This window comes from Agromyces sp. CCNWLW203 (assembly GCF_036576125.1).
Classification (GTDB): Bacteria; Actinomycetota; Actinomycetes; order Actinomycetales; family Microbacteriaceae; genus Agromyces.
This window is the reverse complement of sequence record NZ_JAZHYX010000002.1, coordinates 257,740-276,271: the sequence shown is the minus strand read 5'-3', so window position 1 is coordinate 276,271 and position 18,532 is coordinate 257,740. Positions and strand designations below refer to the sequence as shown.

The window sequence follows — 18,532 nt, the reverse complement described above, 5'->3', positions numbered from 1 at the left end:
GGTGCCGCCTCGGGCCCCCCGCGCGCGCCGCCCCCCCCCCCGGGGGGGGGGGGCGGGGGGGCCCCCCCCCCCCCCCCCCCCCCCTCCCCCCGAAAAGTCCCCACCCCCGCCCGGCCACGTGCCGGGAACCTGCAAGGAGAGAATGAGATGAGCAAGTCAGGAATCGTCGCACGCTGCGCCGCGGTCACGGTCGGCACCGTGCTGCTGGTCGGCGTCGCCGGCATCGCGATGGCCGAGGAAGGCCAGGGCGAACAGGACATCGCGGTCAACGTCGCGATCGCCGAGATCAACCAGCCCGGCGTCCTCGCCATGAGCGTTGCCGGGTCCACCACCACCCTCACCGAGAACGGCTCCGACGCGACCGTGCGCCAGTTCACCGGCGCACTGCCCACCGTCACCGTCACCGACACCCGCAATGCCGAAGACATCCCCGCAGGCGTCGGCTGGGCCGTCCTCGGCTCCTCGAGCGATTTCATCGGCAGCGCCGGACAAGCCCCGATCAGCGCCGGACACCTGGGCTGGACCCCGAACGTCGACAGTGGCGAGAACGGCCTCGTCGCCGAGGGCGGCGAGGTGGTCACCGTCATGGACGAGGAGACCCTCCCCGGGAACAACGTCGGCCTCGTCGACCAGGAACTCCTCGCCATGGTGCTCGACTCCGCGGAGGTCGCCCCCGAAGGACAGTGGACCGCGAACGCGAACCTCTCCCTCCGCACCCCCGCCACCGTCGCCGCCGGCGACTACACCGCCAACCTCACCCTCTCCCTCTTCGAATAAGCAGCACGGAGAACAAGCGACACCCAACACCATCCGACGGGCGGGCACGACGAACCAGTCGTGCCCGCCCGTTCGGCGCATTCCGGCACACAACGGCGCAGCGGCATCCGCTCGCTCGAACTCCCTCGAGGCGCGGAATCAGCCCTTGTGCACGCCGAGTCGGGGAAGCCGCGGCACCTCGACCGCCGCGCCGGCATCCGCGGGCACGATCTCGACCTGCGCCGCTGCCACCTCGGTGCCGTGGCTCAGCACGATGAGCGGCAGGTCGGCGGGCACCGCGCGCTTGACGACGGCCAGCGCGACCGGCCCGAGCTCGTGGTGCATCACGGAGGTCGTGATGCGACCGACGACCTTGCGCTCGGGCGCCTCGCCCGCTGCCGGCTCCGGCCGCACCTTCTCGCCGACGATCTCGTCGCCCGGCGCGGGCAGCACGGTGTCGCTGCCGTCGAGGTGGAGCAGCACGAGCCGGCGCGGCGGCCGGCCGAGGTTCAGCACCTTGGCGACCGTCTCCTGGCCCTTGTAGCACCCCTTGCCGAGGTCGACGGCGCTGCGCAGCCAGTCGAGCTCGTGCGGGATCGTGCGCTCATCGACCTCGGTCGCGAGCCGCGGGCGCCAGGCGGCGACTCGCAGCGCCTCCGCGGCCAGGGAGCCCGCCGCGTCGACCGCGCCCGAGCGCACGGCCGCGGCCGCTTCGGCGAGCGCGGTGCGCGGCACGATGCGTTCGATCCAGCGCCAGTCGGATGCCGGGTGGCCGGTGTCGTTCGCGTACTGGTGCCCACCGGGCTGCAGGTGCGCCCACGGGTCGACCCAGTCGAGTGCGACGCCCGCCGGGGCGTAGGCCTGGACGGCGGCGTCGAGCGCCGCCGTCGACATGGCGCCGAGCACGGCGAGGTCGCCGCTCGCGTCGGCGACCTCGACGCGCAGCATGAAGCGCATGCGGTCGAGGAAGGCGGCCACGGCCGCGGCCTCGTCGCCCTCGACGACGAGCCAGGTCGTCTCGCCGTCGTCGATCACATGCGCGGCGTGCTCGACCCGGCCCGAGGCATCGAGGAGCAGGGCCTCGGTGCCCTCGCCGGGCTGCAGGCGCACAAGCGCCTGACTGGCCATGGAGTGCAGCCACGAGAGTCGGTCGGGGCCGGTCACCGTCACAACGCCGCGGTTCGAGAGATCGACGATCGCGTCGCCGCGCTCGAGGTGGCGCTGTTCGATGATGGGGTTGCCGTAGTGGCCGGCGACGCCGGCGTCGACGCTCTCAGCCGGTGCGGCGACCGCGCCGGGGAGTGCGAGGAACGGGGATTCGGTCATCAGTCGACCTTCGCGAGCCTGGCCGACGCGTGGGTGCGCAGGTCTTGTCCGAGGGCGGCGATGTCCCACGCCCAGAGCAGGTGCCCGTCGACGAGCCCGTAGAGGCGGGTCGCCGCCGAGTAGTCCTTCGCGCCGCTGCCCCGCATGACCGCATCGGTCGCGAGATCGATGCGCGGGCCCTTGACCTGGCCGAGGTAGAGCTCGCTGACCCCGCCGGGGTGCACGAGCGACACCTCGATGTCGAAACCGCCGTCGGCGTTGCGGAGCGACTCGACCGACTCGGCGTCGGCGTACTTCGGTTCGCCGCGCGCCGGCAGCATCGCAGGCCCCTGATCACCCTCGCCGAGCGGCCGGGCGAGGCGCCAGTACCCGGTCTCGGTGACGAGCGGCGTCGGCTCACCGCCCTCTTCGGTGGGGAACAACCAGGTGTACGAGGTGTAGTTCAGGTGCGGCAGGCCGTCGTGGCTGAAGCTCACGCGCTGGCCGAACTCGTGGGTGACGGACTCGTCGCCCACGGTGTAGTCGATGACGCCCGACCCCTCCCAGACGCCGAGGAGCCAGGAGAGCGGCACGAGTTCCGCCGGAAGGTCGACCGGGAGATCGATCATGGCCACGAGTCAGCAGCGCTTAGCGCTGGCCCTTGAAGAGCTTGTAGACGACCACTCCGCTGATCCACGCGATCGCGAGGCTCGCGAGACCGAGCAGGCCGATGAAGAGGAGTTCGAGGGCGAGCAGCTCAGACATGCTTCGAGTGTATCCCGCTCACGAGGCCGCGAGGGGCGCGACCACGAGGGCGGCGATCGCGACGATCGCCGCGGCACCCGTGACGCTCCAGCTCACGCGCATCACGAACCCCTCGGGGCGCCGCGTCGCGAGCTGCACGATGAGGGCTGCGATGACGGATGCCGCGAGCACGATGCCGAGCGCGCCGTAGACGCCGAGCCGTGAGGCGTCGCCGAACCACGCGGCCGTTCCGGAATAGGCGAGCGCCACGACCACGACGGCCCCGATGAGCGCGATCGCCCAGACGATCGCGATCCCGAGCCATCCGCTGCTCGTGTCGGTCTGGTCTGTCATCGTCTCCCCGTTCGTGTCGCGGAGCGCCGCTTCGCGTCCCGTAGTATTGACCGCACCTTACTACTGGAGGGTATGCGTGGCGCAGCTGCTGATCTTGTCGCCGGCAGCCAACGATGATGTTCTTCCGGCCCTGTCACTCCTGACTCACCGAACGCGGATCATTCCCGCTTCGCCTGAGCAGCTGGTCAGAGCGCCGGATTCCGATCTCGTCTTCCTCGACGCCCGCACCAATCTCGCCGGCGCGAAGGCGCTCTCGCAGATCCTTCGCACCACGGGCCTCTCGGTGCCGCTCGTGCTGATCGTCACCGAGGGCGGGCTCACCGCGGTCACGCCCGACTGGGGCATCGACGACGTCGTGCTCGAACACGCGGGGCCTGCCGAGCTCGATGCCCGCATCCGGCTCGCGATCGGGCGCGCGCAGTCGTCGCAGCCGAGCGAACGCATCCAGACCTCGGGCGTCGTGATCGACGAGGCGAGCTACTCGGCGAAGGTGCGCGGGCGCACGCTCGACCTCACCTACAAGGAGTTCGAGCTGCTCCGCTTCCTCGCCGCGCACCCGTCACGCGTCTTCACCCGCGAGCAGCTGCTGAGCGAGGTGTGGGGCTACGACTACTTCGGCGGCACCCGCACCGTCGACGTGCACGTGCGGCGGCTGCGGGCCAAGCTCGGCGACCTCGACAGCCTCATCGGCACCGTGCGGAACGTGGGCTACCGGTTCAACGTGCACGAGGACGAGGACGACGCCTCCGTCCCTGCGCGTTGACCGAACGCCATCTGCCGGACACACCCCGGTGGCATGATGTCAGGATGACCGCCGACAGCATCCTCGACGACCGCACGTCGAGCGACTTCGACGACGACTTCGAGCCGTTCGACCTCGAAGGCGCGCCCGAACTCGAATCCGAACGCTACCTCGACCGCGAGATCAGCTGGCTCGCGTTCAACCAGCGCGTGCTCGAGCTCGCCGAGGACCCGCGGGTCCCCGTGCTCGAACGGGCGAACTTCCTCGCGATCTTCGCCTCGAACCTCGACGAGTTCTTCATGGTGCGGGTCGCCGGGCTGAAGCGCCGCATCGTCACGGGCCTCGCGGTGCCCTCGAACGTCGGCCGCTCGCCGCTCGACGTGCTGAGCGACATCTCGTCGAAGGCGCACGAGCTGCAGGAGCGGCACGCCGCCGTCTACCAGGAGCTCGTCAAGCCCACACTCGCCGAGTCCGGCATCCGCGTCATCACGTGGGCCGAGCTCGGCGATGTCGAACGCGAGCACCTGCGCGACTACTTCTCGAAGCAGATCTTCCCCGTGCTGATGCCGCTCGCGGTCGACCCGGCGCACCCGTTCCCCTACATCTCCGGGCTCTCGCTGAACCTCTCGGTGCGCGTGCGCAACAGCCGCACGGGCCGTCAGGAGTTCGCGCGCGTGAAGGTGCCGCAGATGCTGCCGCGGTTCGTGCGCGTCGATCCCAGTGAGTCGATCGAAGACGCCGGCTACATCACGCTCGAAGACCTCATCGCCAATCACCTCGGCGACCTCTTCCCCGGCATGGAGATCGTCGAGCACCACGTCTTCCGCGTGACCCGCAACGAAGACGTCGAGATCGAGGAGGACGAGACCGAGAACCTCATCAAGGCCCTCGAGAAGGAGCTGCTGCGCCGCAGGTTCGGCCCGCCCATCCGCCTCGAGATCACCGACGACATGGACGACGTGACGCTCGGGCTCCTCGTGCGCGAGCTCGACGTCACCGAGCAGGAGGTCTTCCGCCTGCCCGCACCGCTCGACCTCGGCGGCCTCTTCGACCTCTCCCGCCTCGACCGCCCCGAACTGCACTACCCGACGCACGTGCCGACGACAGCGCTGCAGCTGCAGCCGAGCGACTCGAACCTGCGCGCCGACGTCTTCACCGCGATCTCCCGTCAAGACGTGCTGCTGCACCACCCCTACGAGTCCTTCGCCACGAGCGTGCAGGCCTTCCTCGAGCAGGCCGCCGCCGACCCCGACGTGCTCGCGATCAAGCAGACGCTCTACAGAACCTCGGGCGACAGCCCCATCGTCGAGGCGCTCATCGACGCCGCCGAATCGGGCAAGCAGGTGCTCGCCCTCGTCGAGATCAAGGCGCGCTTCGACGAGCAGGCCAACATCTCGTGGGCGCGCAAGCTCGAGAAGGCCGGCGTGCACGTCGTCTACGGCCTCGTCGGGCTGAAGACGCACTGCAAGCTCGCCCTCGTGATCCGGCAGGAGAAGGGGGGCCTGCGCCACTACAGCCACATCGGCACGGGCAACTACAACCCGAAGACGAGTCGCATCTACGAAGACCTCGGGCTCCTGACCGCCGACGACCAGGTCGGCAAAGACCTGACCCGCCTCTTCAACGAGCTCTCGGGCTACGCGATCGAGAAGAAGTTCAAGCGGCTGCTCGTGGCCCCGCTGCACCTGCGCAAGGGTCTCCTGAAGCTCATCGCGGGCGAGATCCGCAACGCCGAGGCCGGTCTGCCCTCCGGCATCCGCATCAAGGTGAACTCGATCGTCGACGAGGCGATCATCGACGCCCTCTACCGGGCGTCGAACGCCGGAGTACCGGTCGAGGTCTGGGTGCGCGGCATCTGCAGCCTCCGGCCCGGCATCCCCGGGCTCAGTGAGAACATCCGGGTGCGCTCGATCCTCGGCCGCTACCTCGAGCACTCGCGCATCTTCTCGTTCCTCAACGACGGCGATCCGCAGGTCTACATCGGCTCGGCCGACATGATGCATCGAAACCTCGACCGCCGCGTCGAGGCGCTCGTACGCCTGGCCGACCCGAACCACCTGACCGAGATCGATGCGCTCTTCGACCTCGCCATGGCCGACACCACGAGTTCCTGGTGGCTCGACGGCTCGGGCGCATGGGTGCGCCACGCGACCGACGAGGCGGGGCATCCGCTCGACGACATGCAGAATAGGCTCATGCAGCAGATCGGCCAGCGCACCCGCTCTGGGCAGCGCCCGCGATCGGGTTCCCGGCGGTGACGACGGCGATCTACGCCGCAGGGGCCGTCTGCTGGCGCCTCATCGACGGCAAGGTGCACGTGCTGGTCATCCACCGCACCGTGTACGGCGACGTCACGATCCCCAAGGGCAAGGTCGACCCCGGAGAGTCTCTCCCCCAGACCGCCGTGCGCGAGATCGCGGAGGAGACCGGACTCGCGGTCGCCCTCGGCGTGCCGCTCGGGGTCTCCCGATACCCGCTGCCGAGCGGCCGCGAGAAGATCGTGCACTACTGGGCAGCCGAGGTGAGCGACCGGGCGGTGCAGCGCTCGACCTTCAAGCCCAACGCCGAGGTCGCCGCGCTCGAGTGGGTCACCATCAAGCGTGCACGGGGCTACCTCAGCTACGAGCCCGACGTCGAGATCCTCGATGTCTTCGCGAAGCTCCTCGATCAGGACGTCACCTCGACGTTCGCCCTCGCCCTCGTTCGGCACGGCAAGGCCGTGGGCCGCTCCTCGTGGTCGGGCGACGACGCGACCCGGCCGCTCACCGAGCGCGGCGTCGAACAGGCCGCGGGCCTCGTCGCGACGCTCGGCGCGTGGGCGCCGAAGCGCATCGTGTCGAGCCCGGCCGTGCGCTGCGTGACGACCGTCACTCCCCTCGCGGCGGCCACCGGCCTCGAGATCAAGCGCGACGCCGGCATCAGTCAAGACGCGTGGGAGGCAGGAAGCGACGAGGTGCGACGGGTGGTCGGCAAGCGCGTGCGCGCCGGCAAGAGCGCCATCATCTGCAGCCACGGGCCGGTACTGCCCGAGATCATGCGCGAGGTGGCGCTCGCGACCGGCACACCGCTCGGTTCCTACGTGACGGATGCCGCGGGGCTCGAGACCGGCGCGTTCAGCGTCGTGCACCTCTCGGCCACGAGCCCGGGCTCGGGCATCATCGCGATCGAGACCCACGCGCCGCGCGCCTAGCGTCCCCGTGGGTTTCGAGACGGCGCTGGCGCGCCTGAAGCCGGGAATCTCCTGGGTGAGTCCAGCGCGACAGCGGTCGTTCACCTGCTGTTTACCGTCCTAACGGATGCTCGTAAGGCGCGCTCATTAGCGTCGCAGGCGGGTCGGCACCCGGCCCACAACCTGCAATCGAACCCCGGAAGGGAATTCACGTGAACCTCAAGCGTCTCGGCGTGCCCGCCGTCATCGCCGTCACCGCGGCGATCGCGCTCAGCTCCTGTGCCACGAACGAAGGCGGCGCAGCACCGTCGGAGTCGGCATCGACGCTCTCGGGCAACCTCGTCGGCGCGGGCGCGTCCTCGCAGGATGCAGCCCAGCAGTCGTGGATCGCCGGTTTCCAGACCGCGAACCCCGACGTCACCGTCGACTACGACCCCTCCGGCTCGGGTGCAGGTCGCGAGACCTTCATCGAGGGCGCCAGCGACTTCGCCGGCTCCGACCGTGCGTTCAAGGACGAGGAGCTCGCCGCCGGCGGCTTCAAGAAGTGCGCCCCCGACTCGAGCATCGTCGAGCTCCCGCTCTACATCTCGCCGATCGCGGTCATCTTCAACGTCGAGGGCGTCGACTCGCTCGACCTCGACGCGGCCACCGTCGCGGGCATCTTCGCCGGCACGATCACGAACTGGAACGACCCGGCGATCGCCGCGACGAACCCCGACGCGACCCTCCCCGACCTCGCCATCACGCCCGTGCACCGCTCGGACGACTCGGGTACGACCGAGAACTTCACCGAGTACCTCGGCGCAGCCGCTGCCGACGTCTGGACCTGGGAAGCCGACGGCGTGTGGCCGTTCGAGGGCGGCGAAGCCGCCCAGGGCACCTCGGGCCTCGTCGACGCCGTGAGCAACGGCAACGGCACCATCGGATACGCCGACGCCTCGCGCGCCGGTGACCTCGGCACCGTCTCCATCAAGGTCGGCGACGAGTTCGTGCCGTACTCCCCTGAGGCGGCCGCCGCCATCGTCGACGCCTCGCCGTTCGCCGAGGGCCGTGCCGACGGCGACCTCGCCATCGAGATCGACCGCACCTCGGAAGAGGCCGGCGTCTACCCGATCGTGCTCGTGAGCTACCTCATCGCGTGCGGCCAGTACGAGGACCCGGCCAACGTCGAGCTCGTCAAGGGCTACCTGTCGTACATCGCGAGCCCCGAGGGCCAGGATGTCGCGGCAGCCGACGCCGGTTCGGCTCCGATCTCGGACTCGCTCCGCGAGAAGATCACTGCTGCGATCGACTCGATCAAGTAGTAGGTTCGTGCCCGACCCCGATCGCTCGCGACGGGGTCGGGCACGATCGCGTCTCCAGAACCCGACTCAAGAACTCCGAGGATCGCACCAGATGACGTCCGCACCGGCCCCGATCAAGGCGAAGCTCCGCATCGGCGACCTCGTCTTCTCCCGCTCGGCGGTGTTCGCGGGATCGATGATCCTCGTCACCCTCGCCGCGGTGGCGCTCTTCCTCATCGTGCAGAGCATCCCCGCCGTGGTCGCCACGAGCGAGGACGCCTCCATCCTGAAGACGAACTTCTGGGACTACGTCGGTCCGCTCGTCTTCGGCACGGTCTGGGCGGCGGCGCTCGCGCTCCTCGTCGCCCTGCCGATCTCGATCGGCATCGCACTCTTCATCTCGCACTACGCTCCCCGCCGACTCGCCTCGGTGCTCGGCTACATCGTCGATCTCCTCGCCGCGGTGCCGTCGGTCGTGTTCGGCCTCTGGGGCATCGGCGTCTTCGCCCCGGCGCTCGTGAGCGCCTACGCCTGGCTGAACGAGAACCTCGGCTGGATCCCGCTGTTCAGCGGCACGCCCTCCGCAACGGGTCGCACGATCCTGACGGCTGCACTCGTGCTCGCCGTCATGGTGCTGCCGATCATGACCGCCATCTGCCGTGAGGTGTTCCTGCAGACTCCGGTGCTGCACGAGGAGGCCGCACTCGCCCTCGGCGCCACCCGCTGGGAGATGATCCGCACGGCGGTGCTGCCCTTCGGCCGCTCCGGCATCATCTCCGCATCGGTGCTCGGCCTCGGCCGCGCGCTCGGCGAGACGATGGCCGTCGCGATGGTGCTCTCCGCCTCGCCCGTGATCACGTTCCAGCTGCTGACCTCGGTCAACCCGAACACGATCGCGGCGAACATCGCCCTCAGCTTCCCCGAGGCGTACGGACTGAACGTCAACGTCCTGATCGCCACCGGCCTCATCCTCTTCGTCGTGACCTTCGCGGTCAACGCCTTCGCGCGCTGGATCGTCAGCCGCCGCAAGGAATTCTCGGGAGCCAACTGATGACCATCCAGACCACTCAGGCTCCCGAGACCGGCGTCGCCATCGCCAACTCGCTGACCGCCGGCCGACTTCCGAAGTCGGCGCCGTGGACGATCCTGGCCGCAGCGATCGCGGTCTCCGCGTCGGTGTTCGCCGTCGTCTCGTTCGGCTCTGGCTCGGGGTACAACTGGGGCGGGGCGCTCTTCGTCGGCGCGCTGCTCTACATCCCGGCCATCTGGCTGTTCTCGACGCTCGTCGAGGGCCGCCGCCGGGCGATGGACCGCCTCGTCACGGCGCTCGTGACCGGCGCCTTCGTCCTCGCGATGATCCCGCTCGTCTCGCTCGCGATCACGGTCGTGAGCCTCGGCGCCGCACGCTTCGACGCCGACTTCTTCTCGATGTCGATGCGCAACGTCACCGGCGAGGGCGGCGGCATCGTGCACGCGATCGTCGGCACCCTGCTCATGACGGGCGCCGCGGCGGTGATCTCGATCCCGATCGGCCTGATGACCTCGATCTACCTCGTCGAGTATGGGCGCGGGCGACTCGCCCGCGGCGTGACCTTCCTCGTCGACGTCATGACCGGCATCCCCTCGATCGTCGCGGGCCTCTTCGCCTACTCGGTGTTCGCGATCTTCCTCGGCCCCGGCACGCGAACGGGCATCGCCGGCGCCGTCGCCCTCTCCCTCCTCATGATCCCGGTGGTCGTGCGTTCGAGCGAGGAGATGCTGCGCCTCGTGCCGAACGAGCTCCGCGAGGCCGCGTTCGCACTCGGCGTGCCGAAGTGGCTGACGATCGTCAAGGTCGTGCTGCCCACCTCGATCGCCGGTATCACGACGGGCGTCATGCTCTCGATCGCCCGGGTCATCGGCGAGACGGCGCCCCTCCTCATCGCAGCGGGTTTCACCGCGAGCGTGAACTACAACCTCTTCGACGGCCGCATGCAGTCGTTGCCGGTGTTCGTGTACACGCAGTACGCGAACCAGGGCAACCCGCCCCAGGCGTTCCTCGACCGTGCGTGGGCCGCCGCGCTCACCCTCATCCTCATCGTCATGGCGCTGAACCTCATCGCGAGGCTCGTCGCCCGATTCTTCGCGCCGAAGTTCGGCCGCTGAGCCCCGCAAGCAAAGGAAACCCGTGTCCAAGCGCATCGAGGTCCGCGACCTCAACGTCTACTACTCGAAGTTCCTCGCCGTCGAAGGTGTGAACCTCGCGATCGAGCCCCGGAGCGTCACCGCGTTCATCGGCCCGTCGGGCTGCGGCAAGTCGACCTTCCTCCGCACCCTGAACCGCATGCACGAGGTCATCCCCGGCGCCCGCGTCGAGGGCGAGGTGCTGATCGACGGCAACAACCTCTACGACCCCGACGTCGACCCGGTGCTCGTGCGCCGTCAGGTGGGCATGGTCTTCCAGCGGCCGAACCCGTTCCCGACGATGTCGATCAAGGAGAACGTGCTCGCGGGCGTGAAGCTCAACAACAAGCGCATCTCCAAGCCCGATGCCGAAGAGCTCGTCGAAAAGTCGCTGCGCGGCGCGAACCTCTGGAACGAGGTCAAGGATCGCCTCGACCGCCCCGGCTCCGGCCTCTCGGGCGGCCAGCAGCAGCGACTCTGCATCGCACGTGCGATCGCCGTCTCCCCCGAGGTCATCCTCATGGACGAGCCCTGCTCGGCGCTCGACCCCATCTCGACCCTCGCCATCGAGGACCTGATCGAGGACCTGAAGCAGAAGTACACGATCGTGATCGTGACGCACAACATGCAGCAGGCCTCGCGCGTCAGCGACAGGACGGCGTTCTTCAACATCGCCGGTACGGGCAAGCCCGGCAACCTCATCGAGTACAACGACACGACGACGATCTTCTCGAACCCGTCGGTGCAGGCGACGGAGGACTACGTCTCGGGCCGCTTCGGCTGATTCTCGAGCAGCAGGCATGACGGATGCCCCGGAGCGAACTTCGCTCCGGGGCATCCGTGTCGCCGGACTCGTTCGGCCGGGCGGGGGGCTACCCGACCCGAGGACGCGTCAGCAGGCTCCCTTCAGTTCCCACGGGCCCCACTGTTCGGCGCCGGGCGTGTTGTTCTGCGTCCACCACTTCGCCTGATAGGTCGAACCGCCGTGGCTCACGAGGGCGCCCCCGCTGTACGCCGTGCTCGCCGACCAGGCCGCTGCGGCGCAGTCCCCCGGGTCGGTGGGATCAGTCGGGTCGGTCGGGTCGGTTGGATCCGTCGGGTCGCACGCGCCGACGAGCGCCCAGACGGCCGCCGTTCCGGGCGTCTCGCCCTGCGTCCACCACTTGGCCGAGTATTCCGAGCCGTTGTACGACACCTTCTGGCCGCCCGTGTAGACACCGGTGACCGCCCACGCCGCTGCGGCGCAGTCTCCGGGGTCAGTCGGGTCGGTCGGGTCCGTCGGGTCGGTCGGGTCGGTGCTGCCCACCGGGTCCGTCGCCGGGCCCTGCTTCGAGGCGCGCAACTTGTCGGCGAGGGTGCCGCTGAGCTCGCCGTTGCGGTCGCCGTCGAGCTCCCACCACATACCGCCGCCGAGTCCGGTGTCGACGATGTACTGCGCCTTGCGCGTGGTCGACCGGATGTTGTCGTAGCTCCACCACTGGTTGCCGTCGTAGCGCCATGCTGCGCCGAGTGCGGCGTCGTAGTGGTCGGTGCCGAGCGACTTCAGCTTGTCGTAGTCCTCGTTGCCCTTCTCCCAGGTTCCGGGGGCGGCATCCGTCGCGGTGCCCCAGGCGTTCGTGGACGTCGCACCCTGCCAGCCGCGCCCGTAGGCAGCGAGGCCGATGCCCAGCTGCTTCGGCGAGATGCCGGTCTTCAGGTACTCCTTGACGGCCTTGTCGACGCTGAACCGCTGCGTCGCCGGTCGGGTGTCGGCGGGGTCGTCGAAGAGGTTGGCCTGATGGCCGGTGAGGGTCGGGTTCCACGCTCCGTGCAGGTCGTAGCCCTGGATGTTGCCGAAGTCGAGGTAGCGGAACTTCTCCGGGTCATTCCAGCCGCCGGAGGCGATGTCGGCGGGATTCGCCGGAAGGAACGCCGAGAGCTGGTACGGGTGGCCGTTCTCGGCCGTGAGCGCATCGACCTGCGTGCGGAACTCCTTCAGGAGCGCCGTGAAGTTCGCCTTGTCGTTCACCGCGTCGACGAAGTTGCCCTCGAGGCCGTTCGGCGAGCCGGGCCACTCCCAGTCGATGTCGATGCCGTCGAAGACTCCCGCCGCCGCACCGGCGCCGCCGCGCCCGTCGATGACGGGCAGGTTGCCGCGGAGGTACAGGTCGACGCAGCTCTTCACGAGCTTCTTACGCGAGGCATCCGTCGCCGCGGCCTTCGAGAAGTTCTTCGACCAGGTCCAGCCGCCGAGCGAGATCATGACCTTGAGGTTCGGGTGCTTGGCCTTCAGCTGCTTGAGCTGGTTGAACGAGCCCGCGAGCTTCTGGTCCCAGGCGTCGGCCACGCCGGCGACGGAGTTCGCCGCGGTGTAGCCCATGCCGAAGTCGGCCCATGCGTCGCCGGCGCCGTCGGAGCCGCTCGGCCCAGTGCCCTGCGCCTTGTTCGCGATGAAGCAGGTGAGGTCCTGGTGGTGGATGTTGCCGAACGCGTAGTTGATGTGGGTCAGGTCGGCCGCCGCGCCCGAGGTCTCGAGCTGCTTGGCCTGGAAAGCGCGCCCGTAGACGCCCCACTGGGCGAAGTAGCCGACGTTGCGGTAGCCGTTGACGGCACTCGGCGCCGTCTCGGCGGCGACCGCGGGGGCGGCCGCTCCGACTGCGGCGAGACCGGCGACCAACGCGCCGGTGGCGAGGGTGGCCAGCGCCGTGCGCAGGCCCCGTCGCGTGCTTGTCTGTCTCTGCATGGTGTCCTTCGTCGATGGAGGAACGAGCGCGGTCGCGCCCACACCGTCAAGTTACGAGCGGATGCCGCGGCGCGGCGTCCGCACGATCCACACATGTTCGGGCGAACGCGAGGGGGCCGAGTACGTAAAAGTACGTACTCGGCCCCGTCGGTCGTGCCCGCGACTCAGCAGACGGTGGCCGTACCCCAGACATCGGAGGCCCCGGGGGTGTTGCCCTGGGTCCACCACTTCGCGGTGTACTCGGCGCCTCCGTACGAGACCTGCTGACCGCCGGTGTACACGGCCGTGGCGTTCCATGCCGCCGCGTCGCACGTACCGCCGCCCCCGGGGCCGCCGCCTGCTCCATCGCCCGGCGCGACGACCAGCGCGCTGCGCGGCAGGTCGTACAGCGTGGCGAAGGTCTCGGCGCCGATCTGAACGCGGAGGTTCGAGAGCTGAGCCATCGGCATCGACCACGAGAGCTTCGTGGACACGGAGCCGCCGGCCGGGATGCCTCCCGACGGCACGGTGATGGTGTACGTGTGGAAGTCGCCCTTCAGACCGCCGACGTTGTCACCTGTGTGCCCGCTGGCGACCTTGGTGACGCCCCAGCCGTTCTGCTCCTTCAGTTCACCGGTGTCGCTCGTGCCGGTGTCGAAGGTGATCTTCGTTCCGGCGGGGATCGCCGCCGCCGACCGGTTGGTGAAGGTCACCTCGGGGTTGATCGGGTAGTTGTTGTCGCCGAGCGCGAACTCGTCGTACGAGACCTGCAGGTCGAGCGCCTTGGTCGGCATCGCAGTGGTCGCCTTCGACGCGCCGTACGGCTGTGACGCCGACAGGGTCTGGTGGATGCGGTTCACGAGCGTCGAACCCATCGTGTATTGCCCGTTCGCGGAGTCGTACCCGTAGTCGCCCGCGAGCTCCCAGATCATGACACCGCCGAGGCCCTTCTGAGCCACGTAGTCGGCCTTGGCCTGGATCGCCTGGTCGCTGTCGCCGGAGAGGAAGGTCTTCGTGGAGGAGTTCCACCACCATTCGGTCTTCGACACCGGGTCGAACCGGTGCGCGTACGTGCCGACCAGCGGAGCGGTCGGAGAGCCGTAGCTCGCCGCGTAGTCGCCGACCGTTCCGTTCTGCAGGTTGAGCACGTGCCAGATCGGGTTCGCTCCGGCCGCCATCTGGATGCCGAAGGCGTCGTTGTCGTGCCACAGGTTGTCGATGCCGCTCGCACCGTTGCCGCACCTGTCCTTGCCTCCGATGGTCGCGCCGGTGCCGTACGCGCACTTCGTCTGGTCGGCCAACGGAGCCTTGCCGCCCAACCCGTCAGTGCCCCCGGTCACGCCGGTCCAGCCGCGTGTGTAGAACGGAACGCCGATGTTGATGCGGCCGGCCTGCATCGCGCCGCGGAAGTAGTGGTACGCCCAGTCGGTGTTGAGGTAGCCGATGCCCTTGTAGGCCGTGTAGACGCCGCCCGCGGCGAGCTCGGCGTCCTTGCCGTCGTCGTAGAGCGGCGCGTTGCCCCCGACGTACTCGTTCCATGCTCCGTGCAGGTCGTACGACATCATGTTGAGGTAGTCGAGGTACTGCACGACCTGATGCACCTCCTGGCCCCGGAGCAACCAGCCCGAGGCAGGGGCGGCCACGGTCAGCAGGTAGTGCTGGCCGTCGGCCGCGCCTGCTCGGTCGAGCTTCTCGCGCAGCGTCTTCATGAGCTTCACGTAGTTGGCCCACAACGCGCCCCGGCGCGGGTCGGAGACCGCGAAGTCGTCGGGGTTGCCCGCCTTGTTGTTACTCGTGGCGTACTCGTAGTCGATGTCGACGCCGTCGAAGCCGTACTGGCGGAGGAAGGCGACGGCGGAATCGGCGAACGCGTCGATCTTCGCCTGCGACTCCGTCATCGTGTAGAAGCCGCCGTCGGCGACGCGCTTGCCGTCCGTCCCGAAGTGGCCGCCGGTCTCGGCCCAACCGCCGACCGAGACGAGCGACTTCACGCCGGGATTGGCCTTCTTGTACTTCTCGAGCAGGTTGAGGTGGCCCTGATACGGCAGTGCCGGGTCCATCTCGGCGCCGGCGACGCCGGGCCAGGTCATCTCGGTCGCCGCGTCGTTCGCGTTCTCCGCGCCGACGGAGACCTTTCCGGCACCGTCGATGTGCGCGAAGGCGTAGTTGATGTGGCTCATCTTGGTCCACGGGATGTCGCTCGCGAGGTAGCGCGGCGTTCCGTCGACGCCCGTGCGCCAGCTGGTGAAGTAGCCGATCACCCGGTGCTCGAGTCCGTTGGGCAGCTTCTCTCGACCGTCGGCGTCGTACACCGAGCAGTAGGGCACATTCACGCCCGGGGTCTGGTAGAGACCGTCAGGTCGGCACTTCTCGTCGGGGTTCGCGGTCCACGGCGTGCCCGGCTCGGGGGTCGGGGTGGGCGTCGGAGTCGGGGTGGGCGTCGGAGTCGGCGTGGGCGTCGGGGTCGGCGTGGTCGTCCCGCAGGCGCCGTCGCTCGCCCACGGTCCCCACTGCTCGGTGCCGGGCACGTTGTTCTGCGTCCACCACTTCGCGATGTAGTTCACACCGTCGTACGAGATCTTCGCCCCGCCCGAGTACGCGGTCGTCGAACTCCATGCGTCGCCGCACTGTTCGGCCGCGTTCGCGATCGCGGGTGGGATGAGGGCCGCCAGCAGCAGGCCGATGCCGGCGGCGGCGGTCAGGAGCCGCGCGCGCATTCGTTGGGGTGTTCGCATGTCGTTTCCGTCCGATTCGGATGCCTCGGCCCGCGCACCTCGCGGGCAGCCCGACGCTATTCGGGGCGCGACGCCGCCGAATCAGCACATCCACGCATACGCAGGACTACGTATGCGTGCCCGACATGCGCCCGCGCATGCGGTGCGCGAGCACCGCCAGTTCGACACGCGAGTGCACGGCGAGCTTGGAGAACACTCGCCCGACGTGCACTTCGACGGTGCGGACCGAGACGAAGAGTCGCGCGGCGGCATCGCGGTTGGAGGCACCCTCGACCACGAGCATTGCGACCTCGAGCTCACGGTCGGTGAGCACCTGCGCCCATGCCGCTCGGCAGTCGGCGAGATCCCATGCCTGCGATGCGGGTGCGGGTACCGCTGCCGGCGGTGCAGGGCGATGGGATGTCTCGGACCCGGTCGGCGGCGAATCCTGCGAGTCGGCATCGGGGCCGTCGACAGGGCGCCCCTGCGCCTCGCGCTCCACGGTCACCGCCTGCAGCCAGCCGATCGCGCCGCAGTCGCCGAAGAGGTGCTCGGCCGCCACGAGGTGCCGCTCGGCCAGGTCGCCGGCACCGAATGCGGCGCAGGTGCGCGCGAGCATGAGTTCGGTCCGCGCACGTTCGTACGGCGAGACGATCGCTCGCGCGAGCTCGGCGACGACTGTGTGGTCGGCCTCGAATCCGACACGGCCGATGCATCGCATCCGGTGCCGGAGCTGGCTCGCAAGCCGGGCGTCCGGCGTGCGCCGCCCGGTGCAGCCGGCCAGGGCGGAACTCGCGTCAGCCGGCGCAGGGCCCCCGTCTGGATCTTCGAGTTCCTCCGATGCAGCGTCGAGGCCGGGCACGTGCAGGCCGCAGCCGAACCCCCGGAGGGACCGCTCCTCGGCGAGCGCGACGAGCGTTTCCGCTTCGGCCCTGCGCCCGTGCAGGTGCGCCGTCACGGCGCGATCGATGAGGTCTTCGCGCCGCACACCGAGGATCGGCTGCGGCAGGACGGATTCGATCGCGCGCGCCCAGGGCCCGATCTCCCCAGTCGAGATGAGTTCGATCCGGCGGGCGAGCACCGCACCGAGACCACCGAATGCAAGCGCGATCGGCACGTCGGATGCCGCTTGGCGCAAGCCGGTCGCCGCGCGCCCCACTTCGCCCGCCCAGAGTTCGAGCAGGGCGATCGCGACGGCTCGCTCGGCGCGCATGAGGGGCGACCGCTCGATGTCGGCGACGGCGATCCCGCCGGTCGCTCCGACGACGTCCCGGCGCAGCGCGAGCCGCCGGGCCGCCCCGGCGGCATCGCCGGCCAGCCCGCATTCGAGGGCGCGGGCGAGCACGCTGAGGGCGCCGAAGCGGGTCGACTCGGGCGTCGGGCTGACCGTTGCGAGTTTGGAATCGTCGACCACTCCGCCGAACAGCGAGCACCAGTCGCGCATGGCCAGCCACTCGTCGTGCGGGAGGCCCGATCGTTCCAGGAGCTCACGGGCCTGCGCGAGCCGCTGGCCGGCCCGGTGCATCGCGCCCCGTTCCGCGAGCAGTCCGGCGGCGATGAGCAGCGCACGGGCGAGCGCGTGCCTGCTGCCGCCCGGGCAGGATCCTGCGTGCTCGAGTCGCTCGTCGAGTTCGTGGTCGGGCACGTCGCCGCTGAGCATGGCGACGGCGATGAGGTACTCGCCGAGCACGTCTGTCCGGCTGATCTCGTCTCCCCGGCGTAGCACGTCGCCGAACCAGCGCTCCGCCTCGTCGACGAACCCGGCGTGCAGTGCAGCTCGACCCGCGATGCTCCGGGCACGCATGGCCTGCTCACCGCCGGCATGACTCGCCGCCTCGCGTGCGACCGTGTGCGCCCATTCCGCCTCGCCCGCGGCATCCGCTCGCTCGGCGATGTCGAGAAGCGGGCCGACGAGGTCGCTCGACCCCTCGAGGGTTGCCAGCGAGCGGTGCCAGGTCTCCTGCTCGTCGATCCGCATGGACCGGTACGCGTCGGCGAGCGCGCCGTGGGCGGCGGTGCGATCGGCCAGTGATGCACGCCCGTGCACCCAGACGCGGGTGCGCGGGTCGGCGAAGGCGAAGTGTCCCGCGACGAGCAGCAGTTGCCGGCTCAACGGGCTCTCGACGAGGTCGGCCATCGAACGCCCCGTGGCCGCGAGCAGTACGTCGCTGCGGTCGTCGATGCAGACGGCGGCGATCACGAGGGCCTGCCGCTCCCAGCCGTCGAGTCGTTCGCAGGCCGGCCCGATATCGGCGTCGATCGCGGGCACGATCGGCAGAGGGTCGGGCAACGAGGTGAGGCCGAGCCGTTGCGATGCGCGCAGGGCTGTCGCCACCTCGATGATCGCGTCGGCGTCTCCGGCGAGGCCGAGCCCGAGGCGAGCGGCCACGTGGGGCGCGACGATGAGGTCATGCTGCGCGAGCAGCTCGACGATCGCACTCGAGCCCTCGAAGACGACGCCGACGGGGCGGTGCCGGGAGCCGTGACGCGGAGCCTCGCTCATGGGTGCCACCCTCCGCTCGCTCACTTCACTGGTCGCGTGCGGTTATGTTAGCAACATTTACAAACGAGCGTCGAGGGCGGTTCGCGCGAGCGCAATTC

Annotated in this window: 14 protein-coding genes; 8 read left to right on the top strand and 6 right to left on the bottom strand. The window is 69.6% G+C overall.

From position 1 onward, the window contains the following. The first annotated feature begins 147 nt into the window (after window positions 1-147). The gene (locus VPH61_RS06930) at window positions 148-777 is read left to right on the top strand and encodes a hypothetical protein (RefSeq protein WP_332062774.1); all 630 of its coding nucleotides are present in this window, start codon (window positions 148-150) and stop codon (window positions 775-777) included. A gap of 138 nt (window positions 778-915) precedes the next feature. Here VPH61_RS06930 and ygfZ read toward each other — a convergent pair whose 3' ends face one another. The 3 genes from ygfZ to VPH61_RS06915 form a co-directional block, all read right to left on the bottom strand. Beyond that, the gene (gene ygfZ / locus VPH61_RS06925; protein WP_332062773.1) at window positions 916-2,082 is read right to left on the bottom strand and encodes a CAF17-like 4Fe-4S cluster assembly/insertion protein YgfZ; all 1,167 of its coding nucleotides are present in this window, start codon (window positions 2,080-2,082) and stop codon (window positions 916-918) included. Then, window positions 2,082-2,690 (bottom strand): FABP family protein, encoded by a 609-nt coding sequence (locus VPH61_RS06920; protein ID WP_332062772.1) that lies wholly within the window; start codon window positions 2,688-2,690, stop codon window positions 2,082-2,084. Before VPH61_RS06920 ends, ygfZ begins: the two co-directional genes overlap by 1 nt. Before the next feature lie 154 nt (window positions 2,691-2,844). After that, window positions 2,845-3,159, bottom strand: a complete 315-nt coding sequence (locus tag VPH61_RS06915) for a hypothetical protein (protein ID WP_332062771.1) — start codon at window positions 3,157-3,159, stop codon at window positions 2,845-2,847. A gap of 76 nt (window positions 3,160-3,235) precedes the next feature. Between VPH61_RS06915 and VPH61_RS06910 the strand changes: the two genes are divergently transcribed. The 7 genes from VPH61_RS06910 to pstB all read left to right on the top strand — a co-directional run bounded on the left by VPH61_RS06910 (window position 3,236) and on the right by pstB (window position 11,300). Then, on the top strand, window positions 3,236-3,922 hold the full coding sequence (locus tag VPH61_RS06910) for a response regulator transcription factor (protein WP_332062770.1): 687 nt from the start codon (window positions 3,236-3,238) through the stop codon (window positions 3,920-3,922). A 44-nt stretch (window positions 3,923-3,966) separates the two neighbouring features. Further along, a complete protein-coding gene (locus VPH61_RS06905) occupies window positions 3,967-6,159 on the top strand; it encodes an RNA degradosome polyphosphate kinase (protein ID WP_332062769.1) in 2,193 nt (730 codons plus the stop codon). Continuing rightward, entirely contained in the window at window positions 6,156-7,091 is a 936-nt protein-coding gene (locus VPH61_RS06900) for an NUDIX hydrolase (protein WP_332062768.1), read from the top strand. Before VPH61_RS06905 ends, VPH61_RS06900 begins: the two co-directional genes overlap by 4 nt. Window positions 7,092-7,282: 191 nt before the next feature. Then, window positions 7,283-8,374 (top strand): phosphate ABC transporter substrate-binding protein PstS, encoded by a 1,092-nt coding sequence (locus tag VPH61_RS06895; protein ID WP_332062767.1) that lies wholly within the window; start codon window positions 7,283-7,285, stop codon window positions 8,372-8,374. Between the two features lie 91 nt (window positions 8,375-8,465). Then, window positions 8,466-9,404, top strand: a complete 939-nt coding sequence (gene pstC / locus VPH61_RS06890; RefSeq protein WP_332062766.1) for a phosphate ABC transporter permease subunit PstC — start codon at window positions 8,466-8,468, stop codon at window positions 9,402-9,404. Continuing rightward, window positions 9,404-10,498: a phosphate ABC transporter permease PstA gene (gene pstA / locus VPH61_RS06885; RefSeq protein WP_332062765.1), complete on the top strand. Its 1,095-nt coding sequence runs from the start codon at window positions 9,404-9,406 to the stop codon at window positions 10,496-10,498. The genes pstC and pstA overlap by 1 nt, the downstream gene beginning before the upstream one ends. Before the next feature lie 22 nt (window positions 10,499-10,520). Beyond that, window positions 10,521-11,300: a phosphate ABC transporter ATP-binding protein PstB gene (pstB, locus tag VPH61_RS06880; RefSeq protein WP_332062764.1), complete on the top strand. Its 780-nt coding sequence runs from the start codon at window positions 10,521-10,523 to the stop codon at window positions 11,298-11,300. Between the two features lie 108 nt (window positions 11,301-11,408). Here pstB and VPH61_RS06875 read toward each other — a convergent pair whose 3' ends face one another. The 3 genes from VPH61_RS06875 to VPH61_RS06865 all read right to left on the bottom strand — a co-directional run bounded on the left by VPH61_RS06875 (window position 11,409) and on the right by VPH61_RS06865 (window position 18,434). After that, window positions 11,409-13,238 (bottom strand): glycosyl hydrolase family 18 protein, encoded by a 1,830-nt coding sequence (locus VPH61_RS06875; RefSeq protein ID WP_332062763.1) that lies wholly within the window; start codon window positions 13,236-13,238, stop codon window positions 11,409-11,411. Window positions 13,239-13,402: 164 nt separating this feature from the next. Beyond that, entirely contained in the window at window positions 13,403-15,952 is a 2,550-nt protein-coding gene (locus tag VPH61_RS06870) for a glycosyl hydrolase family 18 protein (RefSeq protein ID WP_332062762.1), read from the bottom strand. A gap of 106 nt (window positions 15,953-16,058) precedes the next feature. Continuing rightward, complete coding sequence (locus VPH61_RS06865) at window positions 16,059-18,434, bottom strand: helix-turn-helix transcriptional regulator (RefSeq protein WP_332062761.1); 2,376 nt, start codon at window positions 18,432-18,434, stop codon at window positions 16,059-16,061. Window positions 18,435-18,532: the final 98 nt, after the last annotated feature.